The sequence below is a fragment of the Paraburkholderia sp. RL17-347-BIC-D genome, from assembly GCF_046027915.1.
In the GTDB taxonomy this organism is placed as follows: domain Bacteria; phylum Pseudomonadota; class Gammaproteobacteria; order Burkholderiales; family Burkholderiaceae; genus Paraburkholderia.
Genome location: NZ_JARESS010000018.1, coordinates 145,792 through 172,084 on the forward strand (window position 1 = coordinate 145,792; position 26,293 = coordinate 172,084).

Annotated in this window: 18 protein-coding genes and 1 pseudogene; 8 read left to right on the forward strand and 11 right to left on the reverse strand. The window is 60.6% G+C overall.

The window, feature by feature from the left end; translation table 11 throughout:
- The first annotated feature begins 528 nt into the window (after positions 1–528).
- The gene (locus P0D96_RS24110) at positions 529–747 is read left to right on the forward strand and encodes a hypothetical protein (protein WP_132381156.1); all 219 of its coding nucleotides are present in this window, start codon (positions 529–531) and stop codon (positions 745–747) included.
- 82 nt (positions 748–829) lie between these two features.
- Here the strand turns inward: P0D96_RS24110 and P0D96_RS24115 are convergent, their stop codons facing one another.
- Complete coding sequence (locus P0D96_RS24115) at positions 830–1,276, reverse strand: VOC family protein (RefSeq protein WP_408315638.1); 447 nt, start codon at positions 1,274–1,276, stop codon at positions 830–832.
- 1,065 nt (positions 1,277–2,341) lie between these two features.
- On the opposite strand from P0D96_RS24115, the gene P0D96_RS24120 reads away from it, so the two are divergent.
- A complete protein-coding gene (locus P0D96_RS24120) occupies positions 2,342–4,555 on the forward strand; it encodes a beta-glucosidase family protein (RefSeq protein ID WP_408315640.1) in 2,214 nt (737 codons plus the stop codon).
- 231 nt (positions 4,556–4,786) lie between these two features.
- Here P0D96_RS24120 and P0D96_RS24125 read toward each other — a convergent pair whose 3' ends face one another.
- A complete protein-coding gene (locus tag P0D96_RS24125) occupies positions 4,787–5,038 on the reverse strand; it encodes a TolC family protein (RefSeq protein ID WP_408315642.1) in 252 nt (83 codons plus the stop codon).
- Positions 5,035–6,177, reverse strand: a complete 1,143-nt coding sequence (locus tag P0D96_RS24130; RefSeq protein WP_408315643.1) for a LysR family transcriptional regulator — start codon at positions 6,175–6,177, stop codon at positions 5,035–5,037. The genes P0D96_RS24125 and P0D96_RS24130 overlap by 4 nt, the downstream gene beginning before the upstream one ends.
- Before the next feature lie 103 nt (positions 6,178–6,280).
- Between P0D96_RS24130 and P0D96_RS24135 the strand changes: the two genes are divergently transcribed.
- The 4 genes and pseudogenes from P0D96_RS24135 to P0D96_RS24150 all read left to right on the forward strand — a co-directional run.
- The gene (locus P0D96_RS24135; protein WP_408315645.1) at positions 6,281–7,120 is read left to right on the forward strand and encodes an SDR family oxidoreductase; all 840 of its coding nucleotides are present in this window, start codon (positions 6,281–6,283) and stop codon (positions 7,118–7,120) included.
- A gap of 57 nt (positions 7,121–7,177) precedes the next feature.
- Positions 7,178–7,651: a (2Fe-2S)-binding protein gene (locus tag P0D96_RS24140; protein ID WP_408179482.1), complete on the forward strand. Its 474-nt coding sequence runs from the start codon at positions 7,178–7,180 to the stop codon at positions 7,649–7,651.
- A 10-nt stretch (positions 7,652–7,661) separates the two neighbouring features.
- Positions 7,662–9,908, forward strand: a complete 2,247-nt coding sequence (locus P0D96_RS24145; RefSeq protein WP_408315648.1) for a xanthine dehydrogenase family protein molybdopterin-binding subunit — start codon at positions 7,662–7,664, stop codon at positions 9,906–9,908.
- Positions 9,909–9,929: 21 nt separating this feature from the next.
- Positions 9,930–10,144: pseudogene (locus P0D96_RS24150) on the forward strand (Crp/Fnr family transcriptional regulator); the annotation flags it as partial.
- A gap of 411 nt (positions 10,145–10,555) precedes the next feature.
- Here P0D96_RS24150 and P0D96_RS24155 read toward each other — a convergent pair.
- Positions 10,556–12,331, reverse strand: a complete 1,776-nt coding sequence (locus P0D96_RS24155; protein ID WP_408315650.1) for a SulP family inorganic anion transporter — start codon at positions 12,329–12,331, stop codon at positions 10,556–10,558.
- 672 nt (positions 12,332–13,003) lie between these two features.
- Between P0D96_RS24155 and P0D96_RS24160 the strand changes: the two genes are divergently transcribed.
- Entirely contained in the window at positions 13,004–13,477 is a 474-nt protein-coding gene (locus P0D96_RS24160; RefSeq protein ID WP_408291805.1) for a ferritin-like domain-containing protein, read from the forward strand.
- A gap of 60 nt (positions 13,478–13,537) precedes the next feature.
- Here P0D96_RS24160 and P0D96_RS24165 read toward each other — a convergent pair whose 3' ends face one another.
- Together P0D96_RS24165 and P0D96_RS24170 are read right to left on the reverse strand one after the other, a co-directional pair.
- Complete coding sequence (locus tag P0D96_RS24165; RefSeq protein ID WP_408315652.1) at positions 13,538–14,368, reverse strand: 3-oxoadipate:acetyl-CoA acetyltransferase; 831 nt, start codon at positions 14,366–14,368, stop codon at positions 13,538–13,540.
- Positions 14,369–15,186: 818 nt separating this feature from the next.
- Positions 15,187–16,404: a porin gene (locus P0D96_RS24170; RefSeq protein WP_408315654.1), complete on the reverse strand. Its 1,218-nt coding sequence runs from the start codon at positions 16,402–16,404 to the stop codon at positions 15,187–15,189.
- Positions 16,405–17,563: 1,159 nt separating this feature from the next.
- On the opposite strand from P0D96_RS24170, the gene P0D96_RS24175 reads away from it, so the two are divergent.
- Complete coding sequence (locus tag P0D96_RS24175) at positions 17,564–18,529, forward strand: alpha/beta hydrolase (protein WP_408315656.1); 966 nt, start codon at positions 17,564–17,566, stop codon at positions 18,527–18,529.
- Between the two features lie 130 nt (positions 18,530–18,659).
- Here P0D96_RS24175 and P0D96_RS24180 read toward each other — a convergent pair whose 3' ends face one another.
- From P0D96_RS24180 to P0D96_RS24200, 5 genes are all read right to left on the reverse strand, one after another.
- On the reverse strand, positions 18,660–19,730 hold the full coding sequence (locus P0D96_RS24180) for a porin (protein ID WP_408315658.1): 1,071 nt from the start codon (positions 19,728–19,730) through the stop codon (positions 18,660–18,662).
- A gap of 195 nt (positions 19,731–19,925) precedes the next feature.
- Positions 19,926–20,954 carry an ABC transporter permease gene (locus tag P0D96_RS24185; RefSeq protein WP_408179494.1) on the reverse strand — a complete coding sequence of 343 codons (1,029 nt, stop codon included), beginning with the start codon at positions 20,952–20,954 and terminating at the stop codon, positions 19,926–19,928.
- On the reverse strand, positions 20,951–23,428 hold the full coding sequence (locus P0D96_RS24190) for an ATP-binding cassette domain-containing protein (protein ID WP_408315661.1): 2,478 nt from the start codon (positions 23,426–23,428) through the stop codon (positions 20,951–20,953). The genes P0D96_RS24185 and P0D96_RS24190 overlap by 4 nt, the downstream gene beginning before the upstream one ends.
- 74 nt (positions 23,429–23,502) lie before the next feature.
- Positions 23,503–23,706, reverse strand: coding sequence for a hypothetical protein (locus tag P0D96_RS24195; protein ID WP_408315663.1), 204 nt, complete (start codon positions 23,704–23,706; stop codon positions 23,503–23,505).
- Positions 23,707–24,946: 1,240 nt separating this feature from the next.
- The gene (locus P0D96_RS24200; protein ID WP_408315665.1) at positions 24,947–26,056 is read right to left on the reverse strand and encodes a Gfo/Idh/MocA family protein; all 1,110 of its coding nucleotides are present in this window, start codon (positions 26,054–26,056) and stop codon (positions 24,947–24,949) included.
- Positions 26,057–26,293 lie beyond the last annotated feature (237 nt).

Here is a 26,293-nt window from a genome sequence, read left to right on the forward strand (position 1 = left end):
TCGGTCTTGCTTCTGGTTTCCGAAAATCACGCCTTCGGATCTTTACTGACTGGGGAACTGTGGACTCCGTGCGTCGCGCGTCTCCAGGCTTCGTCGGCGCGTTGCTGGGCCGATCTCACGGTATATGCGACCCCTTGCTTGCCTTTCGGAGCTGGCGAAAACGTCGAAGTCAGACCGGAAAATGTCCGGCGGACGGTCTTGCTGACCATGGCGCGCTCCGCGTTTGTGTCGGAATGGTAAGTCTAGGCCTTTACGCGCAACTCGCGATACTGTACGTTTACACAGTGCTTTGGCGAGTCCACTTTGGACGCGAGGGAACGCCTCAAGCGAAACCGCACCCGTACGATCACGTTGCGCCAAGGGAGTTCGCGTCAATCCACTACGCCCTTAAGAGAGTGCTAATGGGAATCAGGGAAGCTCGCCGGATTATCCGCAGCCTTTGGCATCAGCAACGAGAGTCAGGCGCACTGGAGTCGGTGGAGCGTGTCCAGTACGAAGAGGATGCGTTCGTCCGTCGGGAGGATTGAAATGACCGATGAGTTGCGACGGCAACTCCGCGAAGTTGAGCAAGCCCTGGTGGCGCTTGAAGGCGTGATTGCAGTGCGACGAGAGTACATCTCGCTGCTTCAGCGTCTGGGATCTCGTGAGAAGGAGCTCGCGTCCCTCGACGCGCTTTTGACCGCCTGGTCACGTCTGCAGTCGCAGCGAGACTGCCTTGCCGCCGCTATCGCCAGTGGGGCCCGGTGATTAGCGTCGGGGATGTCCAGGTCGCATGTCGATTGATATCGATTGCGGTTGAGCGCAAGGTGATGGCATGCGCGCCCCAGGGTTAGGCGCCATGCCCGAGCTCTTGAGCGAGCCCGATGAGGATTCCTTCGGGGCCCCGGATGTAGCAGAGCCGATACGTGTTTTCGTACCGGGTCACTTTGCCGACGAGTTCCGCGCCGCGTTTACCGAGACGGGCGAGCGTATCGTCGATGTCCTCCACGGTAAACATGACGCGTAAGTAACCAAGGGCGTTCACCGGGGCGCGACGGTGATCGGCGACCACAGGTGGCGCAAGGAAGCGGGACAGCTCGAACCGGCTGTGACCGTCCGGCGTACGCATCATGGCAATTTCGACGCGCATGCCGCGCAATCCAGTGACGCCATCTGCCCAGTCTCCTTCGATTGGGGCGCGCCCCTCCAGCTCAAGGCCAAGTTCAACAAAAAACTCAATTGCGGCATCGATGTCTTCAACCACGATGCCGACGTTGTCCATACGCTTCACCGTCATGATGTCTCCTTGGCGCCTGGCTCAAGCGCCGATCGTAACGCTGCAGACCTGAGCTACCGCTCAAGCCCTAGGGTATCCACGCGAGTGTCCTTCGGCTCACCGCCAGGCATCATCAGCAGAAACGTGTCGCCAATATCGATGTTGCGACAGTTCCCACAACTCCAATACTGAGCGTAGGGCTCGTTGTTATTGACACGGTAGATACCATCCGCTTGGTCTACCCAAGTCCGCCTTTTTGGATTCCAAGTGAAGATATATGCAGCCATGCCTTATAACCTTTGTTTTGATTTACCGTTTTACACGTTTTAATTACGAAGGCAAATGATCAATCCATCGTCCGCACTTTCGTGTGCATTGTCCCTCGAACCATGACGACATGCCTCACGCCGGATTTAGCATCGCCTTTAAGCCAAATGCGGCCCCAGACCGAATCTCCATCTCCGATTCATATGCACGTCTGCTTGTCTCGACGACAGCATATTGCTATTCAAAGTTACGGTGTATGTATGCCTTGGTTAGCCCTTCCAGCGTATTTTCACCCGACGCGAACTTTCGCAACTCGTCCAGCCGCAAGCTTGGGAGAACAAGTCGATTCGCCACATAGACGCAGAACTGGACGCCACTGAGCCGCCCTGACGCGTGACTTGTCAGCCGTTCGATGATTTCATTCATTTCGAATCTTCAAAGTCAACGGAATAAGGCGTCTCTGCTCATAACCTTCGCCGTCGCATTCCTCTTCCCTAAGTCTCAATCAGTACTCGTCGTGCTGAATGCACTGGGCTTTGTGCGTTTAACGCATTTAATCCCCAATAATTTTTAACGGCGACCATCATTCAGCATAAAAACGCATCGTATTAGTAAAAGTACTGATGCTGTAGTCAGACTACATTCCTACATTACTCAGCACGGAGAGTCGCTACAGTCAATCAGATGGTCCCGATTTCGTTCGGGCCGGCAAACGTTTGCGCAGCCACCCTGCGTCGCCAGCCTTCGTGTCCGGTATGAACCTATCGGACTCGCTCCGCTTCCGCATTCCAACAAAAGCAGAATCTCGGAGAGACACATATGCAGAAGAAAATATGGCCAGCGGTCGCGTTAGCGGCCGCCGTGTGCGTCGCGGCCCGTGCGGATGCACTCGACTTTCCACTCGATTTCGCGCCCACTTCAAGTGCGGTGAACGCGTTCGGATCGGCGGCCGCGCATCGGCGCGCCGACACCCTCGTCAGCAAGATGACGCTCGACGAAAAGCTGCAGTTCATTCATTCGGAATACGCAATGTCCGCCGTGCCGGGAGGCGGTGCGGGCTTCATTCAAGGGGTACCGCGCCTCGGCATTCCCGACCTGAACATGGTCGACTCCGCGACGGGCTCCGGCAGCACATCGCAGGCCAGCACGACCTTCCCGGCAACGATCGCACTTGCGGCAAGCTGGGACCGCCGCCTGTCTTCCAATTTCGGCAGACAGGTTGCGATAGAACTGCGTGCACAGGGCTTCGGAATGGGACTTGGCGGGGGCACGAATCTCGCGCGCGAGCCGCGCGGCGGCCGGCTGTTCGAGTACCTCGGCGAAGATCCGGTGCTCGCCGGCGAGATGCTCGCCGAGCGCACTGACGGCACGCAGCGCGAGAAGGTCATCGCCACGATCAAGCACTACGCCGGCAACGAGCAGGAACATAACCGGGGCGGCGGCAATAGCCAGATCGACGAGCGCACGTTGCGCGAACTCTATCTGTTGCCGTTTGAAATTGCCGCAAGACGCGCGCAGCCGGGCAGCGTGATGTGCAGCTATAACCGGCTCAACGGCGACTATGCGTGCGAGAACGCGCATCTGCTCAACGACGTGCTGAAGAACGATTGGCACTTTGAAGGACAGGTCCAGTCGGATTGGGGGGCGACGCATAGCACGGCGAACGCGATCAACGCCGGCCTCGACGAGGAAGAGGACGTCGGTTCCACCGTCTATCTGACACCCACGGCAGTTCGGCAGGCGATCGCGAGCGGCTCGGTTTCGACCGCGCGCCTCGACGACATGGTGCGACGCAAGCTGTACGTGATGATCCGCATCGGCGTGATGGACGATCCTCCGAAGGGCGGCGCCACGATCGACTTCGCTGGCGCGAACGCATTCGTGCAGGCGGTCTCCGAGCAGTCGATGGTGCTGCTCAAGAACGACAACAACCAGTTGCCGCTCTCCGCGGCCTCGCTTTCACGGATTGCGGTGATCGGCGGACACGCTGATGCGGCGGTGTTGACGGGCGGCGGGTCAGGCAACACACGTGATCCGGTCACGGGGGCATTCGCGGGTTGCGGCGGCTTGACGTTCGGCACATCGACCGGGTGCAGTTGGTGGACCAATCCGTGGCTGAAGCTGAACACGCCCATTGTTGCGGCGATTCGCGCGCTCGCGCCATCGGCGCAGGTGAGCTTTGCCGGCAATAGCGATCAGCAGACTCCCTTCCGTGCATACACTCAACAGGAGATCAACCAGGCTGCGGCGCTCGCGGCCCGCTCGGATGTCGCAATTGTCGTCGTCGCGCAGCCGGCGGGTGAAGACTTTGGCGATTTGCAGAGCCTGAGCCTTGCGAATCCGTCGAACCAGGATGCGCTCGTCGACGCGGTCGCGCACGCCAATCCCCGCACGATCGTGGTCGTGGAAAGCGGCAATCCGGTGCTGATGCCGTGGAAGGATCGCGTGGCGGCGATCGTGGAAGCCTGGTATCCGGGTGAAGGCGGCGGCAATGCGATCGCGAACGTGCTGTTCGGTAAGGTCAATCCGTCCGGCAAGCTGCCCGTCACCTTCCCCGTGCGTGACCAGGATACGCCGACGTGGGGACAAAGCGGCGCGTTCGAGCCGGATCCCGTCTACGCGGAGAAGCTGAACATGGGCTACCGCTGGTACGACGCGAAAAACATCACGCCGATGTTCGAGTTCGGTTACGGGCTGTCGTACACGCATTTCTCGTACTCGGGGCTATCCGTCAAACATCGTCCTGACGGCGCGATTGACGTGTCGTTCACGGTGCGCAACGACGGCCGCATGGCGGGCGCGGAAGTGCCGCAGGTGTATCTCGGCGTGCCCTACCGCGACGAGCCGCCGCGACGTCTGGTCGGCTGGGAGAAAATCGGCCTGAACCCCGGCGAAGCACGCCACGTTCGCGTCACGGTCACGCCGCGCATGCAGAGCGTGTGGGACACGTCGCGCAATGGCTGGCGGTATGTGCCGGGCGGGACCGTGTACGTCGGAGCGTCGTCGCGTGACATTCGGCTGCAAGGGAGCTGAAACTCATACTACCGTCACGAATCTGGGCGCATGCTGTTCCGCGCCTGGGAACATGGGCTGACCCGCTCGCCAGCAGGAGTTGGCGAGCGGCGCGCGGGCCGTCAACGATTTGGCTCACAGTGCCAACCGACCGTTCTTGGTTCACCATGACAAATTTCGACTCGAACCCGACACGGGACGGGCAACGAACCTGTCATCCGTGAGCGAGAGAACCCGCGCGGCTCATCGCGATTATGACTGCGCGTCGACTGCCGCCTGATAACCACCGCCCAGCGTCTTCGTGAGCGCAATGGACGCTTGAAGACTCTGGCCCGTCAGTTCAAGCAACGCAAGTTGTTCCTGAATCGCCGACTCGCGCGCCTCTTCCACCTGCAGCCTGTCGACAAGTCCGCGCCCATAGCGGGCCGATGCGCTGTCGAAAACAAACCGCACGTCCTGGAGCTTTTTCTGCTGCATCGCGGTACGCTCACTCAGGTCTTTCAACGCACTTCTAATGTGTTGCATCCACCGGATGAATCCGCCGGGCAAATCGGCCATTCGAATTTTGCATTCCGAATCGAATGGCCGTCGATACAGTCGGCGGTTGTTCCACTATCTAATAGTCGCGCGATGCTTACCTCCGTACGCGATCTATCGGCCCGACGCGGACTTTCGGCCGCCGAAAAAAATGGGCGTGCTACTACACGTCTTTCGCCGGCACCGTTGCTGACGTTCCAATCGTATCGGGGCTGGAATGCGCCAGCACGTAGTTCACCAGCGCCTTCAGCTTGGGCAGGCTGTTGGCGTCTGCTGGGGTAGTACAGGTAGAACCCCGGAAAAGTCGGTGAGAAGCTGCTCAAGACGCGCTTTAACTTCCTGGCCCGGATGTGAGGAAGCGCGAGCTGCTCGAACGTATACGCCAGGGCAATCCCATCCAGCGCAGCCTCAACCGAGAACAATGAGTCGCTGATAGTGAGATTGCCGCTGATCTCGTACTCGACGATACGGCCATCGACGGCGAGCTCCCACTTGTAAATTGCCCCGCTGCCTGAAAACCTGAATCGCACACAGTTGTGATGGATCAGATCGGATGGGTGCCGTGGCACGGGATGCTTCTTGAAGTAACGGGGGGATCCGACGATGGATACGCCAACCGGCCCACCGAGAGGCAGAGCGATCATATCTTTCTGAACACTCTCTCCCATTCGAATGCCAACGTCGAACCCTCTTTCGACGATGTCCACGTAGCCCTCATCATTCGTCAGCTCCACGTGGACGTCCGGATAGGCCTTCAGGAACCCGGCCAGCAGCGGCTGGAGGACCATGGCAGTCGAGATTCGCGCTGCGTTGATGCGCAGGATGCCCGATGGCCGACCCTGAAGCTCATGAAGCTGCTCCCCGGCTTCCAGCACGTCGCTCAACGCCGGCCCGATCCGGGACAGATATGCCTGTCCGGCTTCAGTGAGACTGACGCTGCGCGTGTTCCGGTTGAGAAGCCTGACGCCGAGCCGGGCCTCCAGGTGGCGGATCGCCTGACTGAGCGCAGAAGGCGAGACCTCGAGCGCTGCCGCGGCGGCAGAAAACCCGCGGTGCTCTGCGACCTTCCAGAATGCGAGCAGTCCATCAAGCTGATTGAGTCTCATACTTTGAAGAATATCTTCAAAGCGTGTTCAGTACCAGGGTGTTTTTCTTCTCAGTCAATCTGCCTAGAGTGAAGGGCAATGACTAAGGACTGGGAGTTTGAGCATGAGCAAAGTGTGGTTTATCACGGGTGCTGGCAGCGGGATCGGCGCTGGTACGGCCAAGGCCGCATTGAAGGCGGGTGATCGAGTCATTGCCACAGGCAGGAACCTGGACAAAGTGGGCAATGCCCTGAGCGACCTGGCCGGCGAGAACCTGGAGATTCTCCGGCTGGACGTCTCCGACGAGGTCCAGGTAACGGCGGCGGTCGAAGAGACGCAAAGAAAGTTCGGTCATATCGATGTGGTCGTGAACAGTGCCGGGTACAGCCTCTTGGGCAATTACGAGGAACTGGGAACGCAAGACATTCAACACCTCTTTGCGACGAACTTCTGGGGCGTGAGTCATGTCATGCGGGCAGTGCTGCCGGTCATGCGCAAGCAGCGGTGCGGGCACATCATCAACGTCAGTTCCGTGGCAGGCGCTGTCGGCCTGATGCACTGCGGCGCCTACAGCGCGAGCAAGTTTGCGGTGGAGGGCCTTTCGCTCTCTGTGGCTGAGGAGGTCGGAAAGTTCGGCATCAAGATTACGGTGGTCGAGCCGGGATTCTTCCGCACGGATCTGCTGGACGCCGCCAACGCCAAGTGGCCCGACAAACGTATCGACGATTACGCAGCCGCCGAGGTCGGCGCCGAGGCGATGTGGTCTCCCTACGCCGGCAAGCAACCTGGCGATCCGAACAAGCTCGGCCACGTTTTGGTAGAGCTTGTGGGCATGGACACTCCGCCCAGAGTGTTCGTGGCCGGAAGCGATGCACTGGCGGCGGTCGGGCCAGCTGTCGAGGCCCGATTGAAGGCAGTGCACGCCCATGAGGCGCTTTCCAGGTCCACGGACGGCAGCTTCTGATCGCGAAGCGAGGTGCCCTTGCCGCGACACACCTAACCTGCGAAGGACTGACCCATCATGAGCACGCTCCACGTCAACGGTGGTGAGCACACGGTCGACGTCGCCCCGGACACGCCCATTCTCTGGGCCTTGCGCGACACGCTGGGCATGACCGGCACGAAGTTCGGCTGCGGCGCCGCGCTGTGCGGCGCCTGCACGGTGCATCTGGACGGGCAGGCCATCCGCTCCTGCATTACGCCGATATCGGCGGCCCAGGGCAAGCAGATCACCACCATCGAAGCCACCACCGACGGCAGCGACAAAGTCGGCGCCGCCGTGCATGCAGCGTGGGTCAAGCACGACGTAGCGCAGTGCGGTTACTGCCAAAGTGGCCAAATCATGAGCGCCACGGCGTTCCTGAAGTCGCTGCCCCGCGGCGAGCAGCCTACCGCCGTCGAGATCGACTCGGCCATGGCCGGCAACATTTGTCGCTGCGGCACCTACGCCCGCATTCGCGCCGCAGTGGCCGATGCCGCCAAGGCCCTGACCTGAAGGAGCCACCATGTTGCCTGAATTCGACTACAGCGAAATGCCACGCGCCCTGCAGCACCTGCTGACCAGGTGTCGGGCTGGGGAAGCGGCCACGCTGCCGCGCCGCAGCTTCCTGAAGCTGGCGGGTGCCAGCGGACTGGCGCTTGGCGTGTTTCCCTACCTGGCCATAGGCCAAACCACCGGCAGCGGCCGGGCGGCCAGCGCCTTGAAGCCGACGCAACAGCCATCGGCCTTCGTGCAAATCGGCCCCAAGGGCGAGGTCACGGTAACCATCAACCGCCTGGAGTTCGGCCAAGGTGTGCAAACCGGCTTGCCGATGATCCTGGCGGAGGAGCTCGACGCGGACTGGAATCTGGTGCGCAGCCGGCAGGGCTCGAACGACCCCGCCTACGTCGACCCGCTCTTCGGCATTCACCTCACCGGTGGTTCCCAGTCGATCAAGAACAGCTTCACGCAGTACCGGGAGCTCGGCGCGCGTGCCCGGGCCATGCTGCTGTCCGCGGCGGCAGCACGCTGGAAAGTGGACGTGGCCACGCTGCGCACGCGGGCCGGGACTGTGCTGGGCGCCGGTAACCGCAAGCTGAGCTACGGCGAACTGGCAGAAGCTGCGATGGCGCTACCCGTGCCCGAGAAGGTCACGCTGAAGAGCCCCAAGGACTTCCGCATCATTGGCCGCCCCACCACGCGCCTCGATGCGCAGGCTAAGAGCAGTGGACATCAGGAATACGGCATCGACACGCATCTGTCCGGCCAACTCACCGCCGTGGTGGCGCATCCGCCCGTGTTCGGCGCGCGACTGACCACGGTGGACGACAGCGCCGCGCGCGCCATCAAGGGGATTAAGGCCGTGCTGCGCGTGCCGCTGGATCGCGGTGGTGAAGGTGTGGCCGTGGTGGCCGACGGCTATTGGCCGGCAAAGCAGGGGCGCGATGCGCTGAAGCTACAGTGGGACACGGCATCGGTCGAGAAGGTGGATAGCGAACGGTTGCTGGCCCAGTACCGCGAGCAGGCTGGTCGCCCGGGCGCGCGCCAGTTCGACGCAGATATGGCACCGCTAGCTACTGCCCCGCACCAGTTGGAGGCCGAGTTCGTGTTCCCCTACCTGGCCCACGCGCCGATGGAGCCACTGAACTGCACCGTCCAGCTGTCCGACGGGCGAGCCGAATTGTGGGTCGGCAGCCAGTGCCCCGGCCTGGACGCCGTCGCGGCCGCGCGCGTGCTGGGTCTCAAGCCCGAGCAGGTGAAAATGCATGTGCAGATGGCAGGCGGCGGCTTTGGCCGGCGTTTCGTGGGCACGAGCGACTACGTGGTCGAGGCATGCGAGGTCGCCAAGGCCGTCCGTTCCGCCGGCCTGAATGCGCCGGTGCGCACGCTCTGGAGCCGCGAGGACGACATCAAGGGCGGCTACTATCGCCCCATGCACCTGCACCACGCACGCATCGGCTTCGACGAGCGCGGCAAGGTGCTCGCCTGGGACCATGTCATTGTTGGCCAGTCCATTACCTCGGGCACGGTATTCGAGGAATTCCAGGTGAAGAACGGCATCGACGCCACGGCCACCGAGGGCATGCGTCACCCCTATCCGCTGCCGATGCGCCTGACCGTGCATCACCCCAAGACCAACGTCCCAGTGCTGTGGTGGCGCAGCGTGGGTTCCACCCACACTGCCTACGTGATGCAGACCCTGCTCGACGATATCGCGCGCGCCACAAAGCAGGACCCGGTGGCCTACCGTATGAGCCTGTTCGGTGACAAGCACTCGCGTCACCGCGCTGCGCTGAAGCTGGCGGTGGACAAGAGCGGCTACGGGAAGAAGCAGCTTCCCACCGGTCGCGCATGGGGCGTGGCTGTGCACGAGTCCTTCGACTCGGTGGTGGCCTATGTGGTGGAGGCCTCTTTGCAAGAGGGTCGTCCCGTACTGCACCGTGTCACGGGTGGGGTGCATTGCAACCTGGCCGTGAACCCGCGCAGTGTGGAGGCACAGGTGCAGGGGGCAGCGGTCATGGGGCTGTCGATGTGCCTGCCAGGCTCGGCCATCACGCTAAAGGACGGTGTCGTCGAGCAGAGCAACTTTGGCGACTTCACGGTGGCGCGCATCACCGACACGCCCACGTTCGATGTCCACATTGTGCCGAGCGCCGACGCACCCACCGGCATGGGCGAGCCCGGCCTGCCACCGCTGGCGCCCGCGTTTGCCAACGCCATTGCGAGCCTTACCGGCAAGCCGCAGCGCCAATTGCCGTTCAACCTGGCCTGACCCGACATAGTCAGCGGCGGATACACCCAGGCATTGATCACGCAGATGGCCCAGACGGTCGTTCGCAACCGGCATCACTCGATAGACCAGCAAATGTGCAGATGGCTCCGCTCACCGTCGACCGCCTACCGCTGAACGAACAGAAGATGACCCTTGAATTCATTGTGAACATGCTTGGGGTCCCAAGAGCCGGCATGACCGAAGCACCCGATCTGGACGACGTCATTCGCTTCAACGAAGCGATCGATCAGGCACTTGCAGAATCAGTTGCCTTTTTCAGCGCACAGGCGGAGCAGAGCCGTAACCTCCTGCTTGGCAGGCTGGGGCACGACATGCGCAGCCCTGTCCAGGCGATTCAGGTCACTGCTTCGTATCCGGCAGCCTTAATGCCGGGGAGCGAGTATCGGGAGCAGCAGCCCGCATGCAGGCGTTGCTTGACGACCTCACCGTTTTCAATCCGACAAACCTCGGCTTGGGCATCAACGTAACGCTCACGAGTGTCAATCTGGCGGATGTGCTTGCCGACGAGCCGGAGGAGTTGCGTGCAATTCATCCTGACAGGCAGATCGAGTTACACGTGAATGGTGCAACGGCCCACGCGACGCCAGCCGTGCCGGGACCCATGCAGCCGGGAACGCGACGACCGATCATTTCTTGCCCGACGGCGCGGGGCCGGCATCGCCGTTATGCTCCTCGGCTGCAAGATTGCCGAGATGGTCATCGACCGCACTGCCTATCGTGGGATGGAATTGCGCGTCCCCGAGAAGGTCCGTCATTTCGAAGCGCGTGAGCTTGTCCCGCACAGGGTCCTTAAGCTCGGCGAAGTGCAACTCGATGCCACGCGTTCCCAACTCGCGGATCAACTCGCGAAGCATATCGGCCGATGTCACGTCCACGCTCGTCACCGGCTCTGCCGCCACGACCACTCTGCGCACGCGTGTCGGCGATGCCGCGATGGCCTGTGACAGACGCTCCTGAAACAGCTCGGCGTTGGCAAAGAAGAGCGGGGCATCCCAGCGGAACAGCACGAGACCGGAAATCTGTTCACCGTGCGGATAGCGCTCCAGGTCATGGTAGCCGCGCAAGCCAGGAACGCGCCCGAGAATCGCGAAATGCGGTCTCCAGCCATCCCACAGAAATTCGATGATCGCTATCGCCACCGCGAGGCAGATACCGGGGATGGCGCCGAAGACAGCGACGCCTGACAGGCACGCGATGGATAGCCAGAATTCCCATTGCTGGATGCGGAAAATGCGCTTGAGGTCGTTGATCTCGAAGAGGCCGATGGCCGCGGCAATGACCACCGCGGCGAGCGCGCTGGTGGGCAGATAACGCAGCAGGTCCGGTGCCACCAGCAGCAGCACCGCGACCGCCACGGCGCCTACGACGCCCGTCAACTGCGTCTTCGCGCCTGCGGCTTCCGCGACGGGGGTGCGGGAGGAGCTGCTGCTGATCGGGAAGCCGTGGAACAGTCCCGCCGCGAGGTTGGCGGCCCCCAGGCCGATCATCTCCTGGTTCGGATCGACCCGGCTGTTTGCGCGCGCAGCGAAGGTTCGCGACAGCACGCTGGTATCGGCGAAAGCGATGAGCGCGACCGCGCTGCCGCCGAGGACGATCTTCGCCAGATCAGCGCCGCTTGCCCACGGCAGTGCGAACGCCGGCAGTCCTTGCGGAATCTTGCCGAGCACCTTGACGCCAAGACTGTCGAGGCCGAATACGCTGACACACAGCGTCGCCAGCACGACCGCGATAAGAATGCCCGGAAGCTTTTCGAAACGCTTCAGAAAGAGGATGAGTACGAGGCTTCCTGCGCCCACCGCGAAGCTGGTCCAATTGGCCTTGCCCGCGGCTATGGCCTGCACAAGGCTGGTGAGGTCCCGAAGCGGTCCTTGTTCTTCGATGGAGATGGCGAACAGCTTGGGCAACTGGCTGATCAGCACCGCGAGCGCAATGCCGTTCATGTAGCCGTAGCGGATCGGCTTGGACAGCAGTTCCGTGATGAAGCCCAGCCGCAAGATTCCCATCACGATGCAGACCACACCGGAGACGATGGCCATCATGCTGGCAACCGCGATCGCGCGAGAGGGATCGCCGGCGGCGACCTGCGCAACCACCGCCAAAATGGGTGCGGCGAGCGCGGAGTCCGGCCCGAGCACCAATATTCGGCTGGGCCCGAATACCGCATAGGCGAGCAGCGGAACAATCGTCGCGTACAGGCCGCACACCCCCGGAACGCCCGACGCCTCCGCGTAAGCGATCCCGACCGGCACTAGCATCGTGGTCAGCACCAGACCCGCGGCCAGATCCTTCGGCAGCCAGCTTGCCCGATACCCTTTGACGACCTGAATGACGGGCAACGAGCGAAGCCATCGTTGTGCGCGTCCTGCGTTGCGCTCCGAGTGGATGGGGCTATCGGTTCCCATGATTCGCACCTTCAGACAATTGAGAGGCATGGATGGCGACAGTATGCTCTTGACCCTGCAGCCAGAATGGCACTTGCATTAACGGCGAGTTGAACCGACTCCGTGCCGGGCATCTTCCCGGACACCATTATTCTTTGCCGGGTGCGTCTGAAGGGGAATAGCTGACTGCAAAAGGGCCCGGACTGAAGCCAATGGCTGATTGCAGCATCGGCAGCTCCTTACTTGCTGAATCAGCAGCCCCCGGTTCTGTTGACGGGGTGCGAAGTTACCGCGTAGTACATTCCGATAGACGGTTAGTTGCGTTTCTTGATTCGCGAAAAAGGACCGAGAGGTGAGCTAACACGGGAAGCAACATTGCTCCTTCTGTCATGCCTGAATCGGACCCGGCAGATTCCCGATCCGGCTATCGGCGATTCCTTCGGTCGCAGCCATCAATGCCTCCCGCGCCGGAATACCGGCGGCCGGTCAGCTTACGTAGACTGCGTTCTAGCCCTGCAACAGATGCCCTTCCCTCTCGCCACTGGCCGACGCAAACGCGTCCGTACGAACTAACACCTTGCGCGATCGCCTTGCGGGACTACATTTAATCAATATCCGTCAAGACCATGTGACGTGATACGAGCGGCGAATCTCGGAATGTGTCTGCGGCGGTGCGATAAAAGGAGATACCAAATGGCAGAGATAGACAAGGAAGACGTCGTTGCGGTGCTGAACCGGATTCTCGAATCCGAGCTGGCCGGCGTCGTTCGATATACGCACTACTCGTTTCTTGTTTTCGGATTCGGACGCATTCCGATCAGATCCTGGCTGCGCGAGCAGGCCGACGAATCGCTGTTGCACGCACAGCAGGTCGGAGAGTGGATTACCACATTGGGCGCCTATCCGTCGCTTGCGATCGGTCCCCTCCTCGACTCGCACACGTTCGATATCTCGTCGATCCTCCGCGAATCGCTGCAAGCCGAGAACCTAGCGCTGACGCTTTATCGCGAACTGCTCGCGCTGGTCGAGGACCGCTCCGTTGCACTCGAGGAGTTCGCCCGCCAGATGATCCATATCGAAGAGATGCACGCGGGCGAAGTCGACAAGATGCTGCGCCGCCCTGGAGAAGTGACGACGTCGACTGAACGTCAGGCGGGCCAACCCTGATCAAACGGACTATGGCGGCATGTGCGGGGCGCGCCACGGACGGTGGCGCGCCCCTTCGGGCTATCTGGCAGGAAGACCCAGCATGACACGCGCATGGGCGGCGCTCGCCACCGGCCGGCCATATTCGCCGCACAACGAGGCCACCCGCGCAACCAGTTGCGCGTTGCTCTTCGCCAGCGTGTCCTTGTCCCAGCGCACATTGTCTTCCAGACCCGTGCGGCAGTGGCCGCCCAGTTCGAGAGTCCAGTGATTGACCTCCAACTGATGCCGTCCGATACCGGCGGCGGTCCACGTTGCATCCGGCAGTAGCGCCTTGAGTTGTTGCACCTCGAACTCAAGAATCTCGCGACGCGCGGGCAGCGCGTTTTTTACACCCATCACGAACTGAACGTGCACGGGAGATTTCAGCAGCCCTTGTTGCACGAGGTCCCCTGTGCTGTACAACATCGCCAGATCGAAGATCTCGATCTCCGGTTTGACATCGTGGTCGAGCATCATTTGCGCAAGCGCACGCACAAAGTCCGGCGGATTTTCATAGACAGTCGTCGGAAAATTGACAGAACCCGTTGCGAGCGATGCCATATCCGGGCGCAGATCGAGCATCGCGCCGCGTTGCTCGAACGAACGGCCACGACCGCCTGTCGAAAACTGAATGATGATGTCAGGACAGTGTTTCCGGATGCCGTCCTGAAGAGAGGCGAAGCTCGACCGGTCGGAACTGGAGTTCTCCTGCTCGTCACGCACGTGCAGATGAACCAGCGATGCTCCGGCTTCGTACGCTTCGTGCGTGCTTTCAATCTGCTCGGAAATCGTGATCGGCACAGCCGGGTTATCCTTCTTACGCGGAACTGAGCCTGTGATGGCAACGGAGATAATGCACGGTTCGCTCATGGCTCACACTCCAGTTCAAGGTTTACGTCCCGCCTATAGGGCGAGGGATCATGACCGCGTGCCCGGCGAAATGCCCGTACACCACGTGTTCCAAGTCTAGTTCAAATGCGCGCGATGAGGACCGCGTATTGGGGACAGACGGAACGCGAGAACGCCCGGCAGCGTGTCCGCGTTACCACAACTCATCAAGGTGCATCCCGTTGAGATGGCATTTGAACAGCAAAAGGTAGCGCATGAAGTCGCTTCGTCAAGCCTATCGCCGACAGGCCTGGCTTAGCGAATCTGCCAAAGTCAAACCGCCGGCGACACGCTTCGCCGCCGTGAGTGTTGTCCCAACCTCGCATCCAGTTCGAGCGACTCGGCGAGTCTGCGATTAGGTACCTCGAGACCCTATGGAATGCCCGGAGGCAAGGCCTCGATAAACTCGCGCAGCAACAAGCCACCCTCGCCCGGCAACAGACGGTCATAGCGTGTTTCTTCGGAAATGGCCGCCGTAGTCGCAGGCCCCGTCGCGCTGGCGTCACAGAACTGCGCGTCCCGGATTCGTGCCAGCAACGCGAGGCTTCCAGACCTCCTCTAGACAATCCCCCTCGATAATTTTCTTTAGCAACACCCGCCTGCACGTCAGTCACTTAAACCGGCCCGGATTGGGCAGGTTCACTCCGCAAGCAGTCGTAACGCACCTCGTGCATCACAACTGCCCGCGCCCTCGATGTCTCAAGGAAAATCCCTTGCCCGCCGGTAGCACAGATGCGTTATTGCCTGGCGTTTCGCTTGAGGGCCACTCTAGGCATGTCCTTCGCACCGCAGTGGCGAATCTAGAAGCGGTGCGATACCGCGATGGCGCATGCAAACTGGCTGCGACTCGACGACGGCGCCGCGTTGAAGCCGTCGCCGATCGTCGCGGTCGCATTGATGACGTTGCCGGCGCCGGCGGTGCCCAGTGTCTGGCCATGCGCCCGCTGGAAGCCCTGCAGCGCGTACAGCATCGTGCGCGCCGATAAGTTGTACGATTCCGCCAGATTGAACTGCTCGTACTGTGCCGCGCTGGTGATGCTGTTCGCTTTGGTCGCCCGCGTGATGCTATAGCCCGCCGCCAGGTCGGCTGCCACGGTCGCGCGAAAATGCAGCACGGCGCCGACCGTGTTGAAGATCGCCTCATCCCGGAACGCCGAGCCCGCGCCAGGAATGTATTGAACGTTCGAATAGGATACCGACACATTCCACGCCGCCGAGAACGCGTAGGAGCCTGCGACCGCGACGCGCTGCTGGGCGGCCGCCGTCTGATAGCCATTGGTGAGCGCCGATACGCCAGGCTGGCCGCCCGAGTTCAAGGTCGAGTTTGCCCCCCAAGCGCCGCCTCCCAGCGTCGAGTTGTTGAATCGCTCGACGCCTGCGGCGACGCCCAGCGGCCCGCTTGAATACCGCAGCGCCGCGCTCCAGCTCGAACCCCGGCTTAAACTGCCAGGCACCGCGCCAGGCGAGTACGAGCCGCTGACGGTGAGGCCGTAAAACGCAGGCGACTTGTAGACAAGGGAGTTATTGACGCGGTATATCACGTCCAAATTGTCGATGTCACCAGCGTGCGCTCCGAAATAACCGGTTAGCCAGGTCGTGGGGCCATACGGACCCACCAGGGTGTAGTACGAGGTGTACTGACGGCCTGCAGTGAGCGTACCGTACCTCGCATTGGTCAGGCCCACGAACGCCTGTCTGCTGAACCCGGCATTCGCGAACTGCTGGGTGCCGCTAAGGAGGTTAAACCCGGACTCAAGCGTAAACACGGCCAGTGTGCCACCCCCAAGATCCTCAATCCCCTTGAATCCAAGGCGATTGCCATTCCAGATATTCTGACCAAGCTTGACGTTGGAATGGCCGTTGACCGTCGAGCCGAGCGACGTCTGGCTGCTCTGGTAAACGAGCCCTGCATCGACAATCCCGTACATCGTGACACTGCTCTGCGCGAACGCGGGTGCGGCAACGCATACGGTGCCGAAGATAAAAAGCGCGCTGATATAGGCACCGTTGCTTTTCATTCAGATCCTTTTGCGGCGGAGGTATCTGTCTAGGCGCGCTACCGTAGGCCTGCGGCAGATCAGGAAGGGCGCACTGCATGATAGGCAAGTTATGCAGCGGGTGCTACCGGCGAAACAGGCGAATGTCGCGAAATTGGCGTAAGAAACGAGCTGCACGAGGCGCGAGTTGCCAGGGCGACATTCCAACATGCGCTGCGCTGCCGATCGCGACTTTAGGCTGGCGGCAGTCAGTTTGGGGAAGTTGATCGGAACAATCGCGCGGCAAAACCGTCAGTCGCTCGAATTGCGGACATCTCCATCGCGACCGAATTCCATCACAGTCAATGTCATACGCATGCCTCCCAACCATACGAATGATTCGCTCAATTCCGGGTTGCCGCAATAACACAGAGGATTGTCAGCGCGCACAGCCTATCGGCATGAACAAGAGATCAACCGGAGAGTGGTCCTCGCGGTGGGTTCGGCGCTCTTCCCTTGTCCGTCGACAAACGTCCTCCAGGTAAGGCAAAACGATACATCAATTGGTTGCACCACCTTGCATCTCGGAAGATGTCGATGTGACAACAGGCAGGGAAAACCTGACCTGCTCTCACGTCTCGATCTCGCAAACAGGCGACAGGAAAACCACGCATTCTGTTGCTGACCCGGTGGCGTTACTGTGTTTTCCACATCTAGCAAGGCTTTACCGTACAACTCGGCTCCAATAGCCGGAAGGACAATCGCACGACGAGCCACAGTATTCGAATCGCGCCACCAGCGTTGGACCGGACTTGCTTCACAAGCGCATCACCGTACGTCACCACCCGTGCCACAACGCGCAATCCCATGGCGGATGCAAATCGTCCGATGCGCGAAACGAAGCTTCCCAATTTAGTGACTTGTCACCTGGCTGCCCCCATGGCCAAATGACGTCTATGATTTCAATTGATCCGCTGCCGCAGGTGAGCGCCGTTGTCGATGCAAGCGTGTCGCGCCAGCTCGCTGACTGCAACGGAGACGTTCGGACTGGAAGGAGCACCGAGTTTGTCCTGAGTTCTCACCTGAGGTTCCGCGTGGCCGCTCCCGGCAATTGCTAGTTGAGGAAAAACGCCAAGGCGCGGCGACGAGAACCGGTTGTGATCGGCAGGACGATCAATGGATCTGTGTATAGGAACTGAACATGCAAAATTCATCCAATGGCGATCTGTCGAGCGCTTTCATCGTGACACACCCGCTTGACCCGGAAGACGGGAAGATCACCGAGGCAATGCGCGCCGTGACCCGTTCCGCCAAAGGCATGCAGCGGGGAGTCGAGGGACGTGGCGCGTTCGATGCGATGATGGAACGCGTTTTACCCTACACGGGCGTGACGTTTGAATCCGGATCGGTCGGCGGCATTCCTGGGCTCTGGGTCAACCCTGAAAATAGCCGGCCTGACGAAGCGATACTCCATCTTCACGGCGGTTGGTTCAACTTTGGATCCGCCAACGCATTCCGCCACCTCGTCGCCCAAATCGCCGGGAGGAGCGGAGTCAAGGCATTCGTCCCAGATTATCGGTTGGCGCCTGAACATCCTTTCCCCGCGGCAGTGGATGACGTGCTGTCCTGCTATCTTGGGCTCGGCGAGAGCGGCATTTCCCGGATTGCGGTTACCGGCGACTCGGCGGGTGGCAATCTTGCCTTGATCCTAGCTTCGCGCATCGCCAACGGAGAAGTCGCCGCGAAGGCGACACTCGTGGGCGCGGTTGCGTTGTCACCCGTTACGGATTTGACGCTCTCCGGCCCGACGTACGAAACCCGTGCGGACGCCGATCCGCTTTTCACGCGCGCGCAAGTGTCGGAACTCGTCCATGCCTACTTGCGAGACGCTGACCCCAAACATCCCTTGGCTTCGCCGCTTCACGCGCCCGTGACCGGCTTGCCGCCCGTCCGCGTTCACGTGGGAGACGATGAAGTCCTGCTGGACGATTCGCGCCTGTATGTCGAGCGTGCGGTCGCCGCAGGCGTCGATGCGCGAGTTGATGTCTGGTTGGGCATGCCGCACGGATTCCATGGCAGCATCGGAACGTTGAAGGCCTCGGCACAGGCTCTCGATGCCATCGGCACGTTTCTTACGGAGAGACTGCAGTTGGGTAGAGGCTCGTGAAGGGGCACCCGCGTGGATTGATCGACCGGGGAAGCCGCCACTTGAGAGACCATGTCTGCGCCCCGGATCGTGACCTCGCGAACGTCGCGCCCATCGACCGCCGGCCGCGCGTCAAGGTCATCAATTGCACTCAGAAGAAGTGCATGATGCCAAAGTAGCCACCTTGCTGGTTGTGCCCCGGCAGCGGTTGCGAATCGGCCGTTTCAACTGGGAACGCTGACGGCTTTCCGTTGAACATGGCCCCGACCGTCAGGTAGAGGAACGTCCGCTTGGACAGGTTGTAGGTTGAGCCGATGGCAGCAAGATTTCCGGTGCCGCCGCCGTGATTCACGTTGCCGTGATACCAGCCAGCCTGCAAGGCGAGTGCAGGGGTTGCCTGATAAGATGCACCAATCCACTCTTGCTGGCTCCGCGTCGCCGCGTAGGGGTTAAAAGAGTCGGCAACCGTATCCTGCCCTGACGAGACAAGTTGCTGATAGCCCGCGTACAACTTCAGCCCACCGAGCTGGTAGGTGGCGCCTGCCATGTATTCACGCGACGCGGTGTACAGCCCCGAGAACTTTCCGTTGTCGTCGCGGAGTTCTTCGTACACTCCGTACGCAGCAAAGTTCACGAGCGTGTACTGTGCACTCACACTGAACTGACGTCCGCCCCGGAAGTTACCTGCCTCGTTGCCAAAACCGTCTTGTACCCGGAAAGAGAAGCCAGCCCAGATCGGCGAGTTGTAAGTAATGACGTTCGATCGGGGACCCCACGCCCGTCCGAAAGCGAAGTTTGCAATGCCTGTTCCCACCTGTTCTCCGAGCGGGTCAATGTACCAGCCAGTTTCGTCGGTGAGACTCATCGCCCGTCCAAACCAGATGCTTCCAAACTTGTCGTTGGACAGGCCTACATACGCGTCACGGGTAAAAAGCGAGTTGGGAAAAATCTCACCGGTTCCGGAAGTGAAGAGGCTTTCGAGTTTGAAGACTGCATGCAGACCTCCTCCGAGGTCTTCGTCGCCTTTCAGGCCGAACCAGCTGTATCCATACTGATTGCTGCCGAACCTGAAGTTGTTTTTTGACTGACCGTTCGGCGTCGCAACGTTGGTCACAAAGTCAATGCCCGATGCGACGCGTCCATACAGGGTCACGGTGCTCTGCGCGTAACTATTGCAGACACCGAGTGCCATGACAGCCGCGCAGAAAATGATCTTTCTCATTTCGTCATCCTTACTTTAAAAAAGAGTCTCCAAAAATCGCTTGACGACCTCTTTCGGGTCGCTGCAATCGGCTTGCAACGGCAGGCTGGTCGTAACCGGCTTCCCGCTCCAAGGTCCCAACCCCGAAACTGCCGCTTTTCGAGCTACCACGGGCACCCGGAACATAATGGCGCGGACACCCGCTACTACTTTCCGCTACGACCTCTTGCGAAACGTTTTTATCGCGGATGGCAGATGGCGGACGGTGGTTGCGAGCAGAATCGCGCAGGCCTGAACGAGGAGCTGAGCAGCGGGGCCCGCACCAAGCGCCAGCACGAGCTGACCGAGTTGCGCCATGAACAGTGCGGCCACCGCACTCGCGACGACGCTGCCTCTGCCGCCCGTGAACGGCGTGCCTCCGACCACCACGGCCGCGACCGCCGGCAGGAGATAGTCATTACCCGACGTCTGCGAAGCGCTTCCGATGAATCCGGCGAGCAGCACCCCCGCCGCGGAAAAGCAAACGGCGGAGGCGAGGTACGCCCCAATCTTGTACTTCAGCACGTTGACGCCTGCGGCTTCAGCCGCGCGCGGGTTCACCCCCACAGCGACGAACCTGCGCCCTACCGTGGTCTTGCGGGTAATGATCCACGCGGTCGTCACGAACGCGAAGGCGAACCAGACGTTGGCCGGGAGCCCAAGGAACTGGGCGTGCGAAATGGTTTGCATGACGGTTGGGACTGCAACCGGAACGTTACCGGTCAACGAGCGGGCGCAGCCGATCAGCAGCGCGTTGACGGCAAGCGTCGCCACCAGCGGCGTAATCGCGACCCTCGAGATGAGCGCACCATTGATGATTCCGACGATCCCGCCGACGCAAACAGTAAAAATGACGGCAAGGACGATGGAATTGAATGCGAATCCCGTCCTGGCCATGACAATGCCGGCGAGCGAAACCATACCGATTGCCGACATGTCCAACCCGCGCTGCTGAATGACCAGCGTTTGGCCCGTCGCGACAATCGCAAGAATGCCAGCGAACGGAAGCATGGCCAAAATTGAGCCTCGCGTCATCGTGCCCGGCGCGACGATGGAACTGCACGCAAAGAGCAGGATCAGCCCGACCCAGATCCATGAGAATTCATCAACCGCTGGTAGCCGTGCCGGCTTTGCTTTTGATTTCGACTTAGAGGGCTCAAGGAATTCCGACATAACTTCCGCCTGATTGTGCATTGCGTTTTTCATTTCGCCACCACCATTTCTCTGCTCTTGGAATAGAGCGCGACTGATGCGAGGATCATCCCGCCCAACAGGTACGACTGCCACGAGTCGCCAATATCGAGGAATGAGGTGACGACATTCACCTGAATGATGAGGAGCGCGCCCAGCAGCGAACCGACGAAGGAGCCGCGTCCGCCAAACAGGCTTGCACCGCCGATCACCACCGCTGCGACGCTTCCGAGCGTGTAGTTGATGCCGGCGCTCGGGTCGCCAGTGCCGACCTGCGCCATCATGGGCACGGCAGCGACGCCCGCAAGAAACGAACACCCCATGTACGCGGCGAGCGACGTCAGTTGCGGGCGGGCACCGGACATCCGCGCAGCTTCGACGCGGGAGCCCACGCCGCGCAGCGTGAGACCGGCCCTCGACTTGAACAACGCGATTTCGAGCACCACGGCAATCACGATTGCCACGATCGCGACAATGGGCATGACGCCGAGCTGGGCACCGATCGACTCCACGATGGGATCCGCGATCAGGCCGCCCGGAACCGGGCGCAGGAGCAGCGACACCGCTTGAAGCGCCATGTACGTCGCGAGTGTCGCCACCATCGGATGCAACCGGAACGGGCCGACAAGCATCCAGTTCACGAGTCCGACGGCAAGGGCGACGAGCAACACGATCACCCACCCAGAGAGCTGATGGCCTAGCGAGGCGCCATCCGTCAGGAAGAACGACTGTATGACGACGATCAGCCCCATGAGCGGCCCGACCGAAAGATCGATCCCGCCAACCAGCATGAGCATCTGCTGCCCGTATGCGACGATGGCCAGTGTCGCCACGAGCGCCAGCATGCCGCTGAGGTTTCGCGCAGAAAGGTAGGTCGGATTGACGTGCGCCGCATACATGCCGAGCGCACAGACTGCAACGGCAAGCATCACGAGCGGCGCCCAATCCCCAGCAGCCCACTTCCAAACGCCGGAGGTTCGGGAAGCGCCCTTCTCCCGCTCAGTCGTTGCGGTCAAGACGGCAGACGTGATGTTGTTCTCACTGACGGCGTCGTCGTCCAATTCCTTGACGACATGGCCGCGCGAGAAGATGAGCACACGGTCACAGAGTCCCGCCACCTCGTGCGCATCCGACGAAACGACAATCACGGCGGTGCCTGCGGCCGCGGCCTCGCGAAGCACCTTGTAGATTTCCATCCGTGCGCCAATGTCCACGCCCTGGGTCGGCTCGTCGACCAGCAACACCTTGGGATGACTGGCGAGGACACTCGCCAGCACAAGCTTCTGCTGGTTACCGCCCGACAAGGTACGAATAGGCGTGTCAATGGACGGCGTCTTGACAGCGAAGCGCGTCACGGCGTCCCTGGCGCGCTTTGCTTCGCTGCGCTGGCTCACCCATCCCTTGATCGAATCGAATGGGAGACTACGGATCGAAAAATTTTCGCGCACCGACAATTCGCCGAAAATTCCCTCTCGATGACGATCGCCCGGCAGATAACTGATGCCCGAATCGGCGGCAGCCTGCGAGTTGCGAAGCTTCGCGGGAATGCCGGCCACCGTGACGCTACCGCGGCTTCGCGTCTGTCCCGCGAGGGCTCGCATGAACTCTCGCTGGCCGTTGCCGTCGATCCCCGCGAGGCCGACAATCTCGCCTTTCCTGACCCGAACCGATATGTCGGTAAAGCCGGCACCACGCAGCTTCGTCACGTCGAGAACGACGCTTGCGCCACCATTGTTGCCCTTGGCCGGGAAGTCGCGGTCGAGCGCACCGCCAACGATCAGTTCGACGATCTCCTGTTCGCTGAGGCCCGCGGCCTCATAGGTGCCCTGACCCTGACCGTCGCGAAGAACCGTCAGGCGATGCGCAATTTTCTGCACCTCGCGGATCCGGTGCGAGATATAGACGACCGAACAACCCGAAGCCGTTATCTTGCGGATGCGCTCGAACAGACGTTCGACGTCTTCCGTCAACAGATGTTCGGTAGGTTCGTCGAGGACCAGAACCTTGGGCTTTGCAGCAAGCGCTTTGACGATTTCGACGATGAACCGCTGCTCGGGGCCCAAGCTCACCACGCGCTCGTTCGCATCGATTGCAACATCGGCGCTCCATTGCCTCAGGAGGCCTCGCGCCCATTGCGCGACCTCCATCAAGGACGGACGCTGCTCGGCAGGCACGCCGAGATAAAGGTTTTCCGCTACGGTCAGGTCAGGCATGAGCGCCGGTTCCTGCCGTACGATAGCCAACCCCAACCGGCGTGCCTGCTCCGTGTCTCCTCGCGTTTCCGTGCCGTCGATCACGACGCGTCCCTTCTCCGGAACAAGGGCGCCGGACGCGACGGCCATGAGCGTGGACTTGCCTGCCCCGTTCTCGCCAACGAGACCGTGTACCTCGCCTTCGACCACCGAGAACGTCACGTCGTCAAGCGCCCGGACTCCGGGGAAGATCTTGGTGACACCATCGACCTGCAGCAGCGTTTTCTGGTCATTCATGATTCGTCTCGAACAATTACTGTGCAAATACTTCCTTGAACTTGTCGGTAGGAAGCGCGGAGGAGAGATCTGCGTCAGGCGGAGCGGCTCTGATGGTTGGTCGCGGAGTCGCCCGCCGCATATGCGGCCGTCCCGAAGACGCAGGCGCTAAACGCCGTGGCAATCTTCGCGAGTGCGCCGCCGAATCGGTACGCTGCATCGACTTCAAACCTGTCGAAGGAGGCCTTCATGAAATCGCGCGGGTCTTCCGTGTTTTGCGTGCCAGTTATCCAGGCCATAGGCGAGTCGAACATATTGATCCTTGATTCCGTTGTTGAATGTTGCCAATGCGCCCACTAGTTGCATTGCTATGTCCTACGAACTATTGACAAGAGAACGTGCCTTTCTGGTTCTTTTTTTTGTCTGCATGAGATTTATTAAGTAGAATTTGAATTCCGGCAGTGAGTGCGGATTGCTTCGAGAGCGGAATGCAATAGTTCGAAAACGAACAGAGGAATGCGGGGCGAGGTGTGACTTGCCGGCATAGCCCAGGATTCGACTGCTGAATTGCATCGCCTTTGCCTCCACCCGGAGCCTTGCAAACACGGAGACCGGATAGGCCGTCCTCCGTTTGGGCCACTCGAAAAGCACGAATCCACTGCGGGCCGGACGACCAGCCTGAATTTCTTTCTGCCCGACAGATTCTTGTCGGAATTACAAATAAGTAACTAGCAATACCGACACACAAGAGGACCGACGGCAGTTGGTCAACGAGAAGCCATCAGGATGCGCAGCATCACATCCGTGCTCTCGGCATATCATTTCAAATACGACGATGCTATCTACGATCGATTTATATAGGATGATGTGTTTCGGAATGAACAAAGTCAAGGGCCCTAGGGAATCTCCCTACCCATGTCGCATGGGTCACGGATTTCACATGGGTGTCGTCTCAAAGAGGGCGCGACTGCGAGCGGCGATGCCGCAACTGACCGCGTGACGCATCTTCGCTGCACTCCGTGATCGCCTGGTTATTCTTGAGCGTGGTGCAAAGCAAAGACGGATGAGCCCGCCAGCAGTGTGGGCTCGCGGGTTGGCGTGCAGATAGGGAAGATGCGCAAGTCGTAACTGGACACGCTCGCGGGAGCGGTGCCAGTCGATCGTCGAGCGGGCGACGACCGAGACGGCGACAGTGTTCGGGCTATCGCAGATATCGTGTGCACGCGCTGTGCGAGGCTCGGCGGTTCGCCGCGTTGACGACCAGGTAGCGGCATTGCCCCTCCTGGACCTCGAATATCATCTCGTGCCGTGCGCAATCGTTCCGTTCAGGCCGGCTACGTGCTCAATGCCATTCAAGGCAACAGACGTCCTCCCTCTCCCGGCACGACACGATGGCATCGCCGAATCTTCAGACATCAAGCAAACGAGGATTGAGCTCCCGTCAAACAAGATCGTCGATCCTCTTTTCGAGGATCTCTGTCATTTCTGATAAAACCATTCTTTGCCGACCGCTCAACGAATCCACGATCTGGACGCCGGTCATTCGATTCGCACCTGCTTGCGCGTCTGATCCGACCTCTCGATGGCATCAATCACCTTGTGAAGGGCTACCGCGGCATCAAAATCAGGGGCAATGTTGGTTCCCTGAACCAGATCCTCGGCCATCTGCCGATAGATGGCCGCCACGTTCCGCGCAAAGTCCGTGTCCGCGAAATCGAAGTAGTGGGACTTCGCAACCTCAACCTCGCTATACGCCTGTTCGCCCCTGCGGCCAGCCTCCACGCGCAATGGCGAGATATTAATGACGGGAGCCTGGTCATTCGTCGCGGTAATGCGCAAATCGCCCAGCGTTCCGTTGATTTCCCACAGCAGGCGCGTGCCGCGCGGCAGGCCCCCGCGAAGCTCCAGGGACAACGGTGCTCCCGACTTCAAAACGGCATTGACCATCACATGATCGTGTGTTTGCATCGGGATCGAGTCGCCCGTCTCGACGATGCGCACGGTCTTCCGGCGCTGCGACACCACGCCCTCCATCTCGTAGACGGGGCCGAGCACACTTTGCACGGCAGCAAGCGCATGCCCACCGATGATCGACAGCATGGTTGCGCCGTTGCGCGAATCCATGGCGTACGAGTCGCCGCGCGTGACTTCGTCACCCCAGGTAGGGCCGCAGCCAAGATAGGTCGACGACAACACGTCGCCTACGTATCCATCAGCCACGATCTTGCGCACGAATTCGACCTCGGGCGACGCAGTGGCCTGGGTGCCCACCACCGCCCGTACCTTGGCCTGCTTGGCGAGCTCTGCAAGCTCGATCGCTTCTGCAAGGCCGTTTCCGAGCGGCCATTCACAATAGACATGCTTGCCCGCCTCCAAAGCCGCAGTGACAACTTCACGATGATGGGGAACTTTGACTGTTACGGCCACGACGTCGATATCCGGGGAGGCCACCAGCTCCGCCACGTTCGCGAACGCGCGCGGAATGCCGAAGGCAGCAGCGGCGGCCTTTGCGCTCGCGAGACTGGTGTTTGCCACGCCGGCGGTCTCGAATACATCGGACAGCGCACGCAACGCAGGAATATGAGCTGTCGTGCCCCAACCGCGCTCCGTGCTCACTCCCACGATTCCCACTCGAAAACGTTTTTTCATTGCATCCTCGAAACCATTCAGTCATTTGTAGAAAGGCCGTCCTTTTTTTGTCAGGTACGGCTCGAACAGAATCCTGCTCGATGCAGACCTGAAACAGCGGGATAAAGGCTTAACGAATTAACTTCACTCATTCAAGACGGCTGATGGTGCCTTCAATGGTGCATCGCATGTCCGAGCGTCTGGGCTGTTACGCCTCAAGGACATCGACGCGTAACGTCACACCGGTCATTTGCCCAC

Coding starts and splice junctions, on each gene's coding strand:
- P0D96_RS24190 (WP_408315661.1), bottom strand. CDS start 23,428: ATGAATGACCAGAAAACGCTGCTGCAGGTCGATGGTGTCACCAAGATC.
- P0D96_RS24185 (WP_408179494.1), bottom strand. CDS start 20,954: ATGAAAAACGCAATGCACAATCAGGCGGAAGTTATGTCGGAATTCCTT.
- P0D96_RS24160 (WP_408291805.1), top strand. CDS start 13,004: ATGGCAGAGATAGACAAGGAAGACGTCGTTGCGGTGCTGAACCGGATT.
- P0D96_RS24195 (WP_408315663.1), bottom strand. CDS start 23,706: ATGGCCTGGATAACTGGCACGCAAAACACGGAAGACCCGCGCGATTTC.
- P0D96_RS24130 (WP_408315643.1), bottom strand. CDS start 6,177: ATGAGACTCAATCAGCTTGATGGACTGCTCGCATTCTGGAAGGTCGCA.
- P0D96_RS24120 (WP_408315640.1), top strand. CDS start 2,342: ATGCAGAAGAAAATATGGCCAGCGGTCGCGTTAGCGGCCGCCGTGTGC.
- P0D96_RS24180 (WP_408315658.1), bottom strand. CDS start 19,730: ATGAGAAAGATCATTTTCTGCGCGGCTGTCATGGCACTCGGTGTCTGC.
- P0D96_RS24175 (WP_408315656.1), top strand. CDS start 17,564: ATGCAAAATTCATCCAATGGCGATCTGTCGAGCGCTTTCATCGTGACA.
- P0D96_RS24155 (WP_408315650.1), bottom strand. CDS start 12,331: ATGGGAACCGATAGCCCCATCCACTCGGAGCGCAACGCAGGACGCGCA.
- P0D96_RS24145 (WP_408315648.1), top strand. CDS start 7,662: ATGTTGCCTGAATTCGACTACAGCGAAATGCCACGCGCCCTGCAGCAC.
- P0D96_RS24135 (WP_408315645.1), top strand. CDS start 6,281: ATGAGCAAAGTGTGGTTTATCACGGGTGCTGGCAGCGGGATCGGCGCT.
- P0D96_RS24115 (WP_408315638.1), bottom strand. CDS start 1,276: ATGACGGTGAAGCGTATGGACAACGTCGGCATCGTGGTTGAAGACATC.
- P0D96_RS24110 (WP_132381156.1), top strand. CDS start 529: ATGACCGATGAGTTGCGACGGCAACTCCGCGAAGTTGAGCAAGCCCTG.
- P0D96_RS24170 (WP_408315654.1), bottom strand. CDS start 16,404: ATGAAAAGCAACGGTGCCTATATCAGCGCGCTTTTTATCTTCGGCACC.
- P0D96_RS24140 (WP_408179482.1), top strand. CDS start 7,178: ATGAGCACGCTCCACGTCAACGGTGGTGAGCACACGGTCGACGTCGCC.
- P0D96_RS24165 (WP_408315652.1), bottom strand. CDS start 14,368: ATGAGCGAACCGTGCATTATCTCCGTTGCCATCACAGGCTCAGTTCCG.
- P0D96_RS24200 (WP_408315665.1), bottom strand. CDS start 26,056: ATGAAAAAACGTTTTCGAGTGGGAATCGTGGGAGTGAGCACGGAGCGC.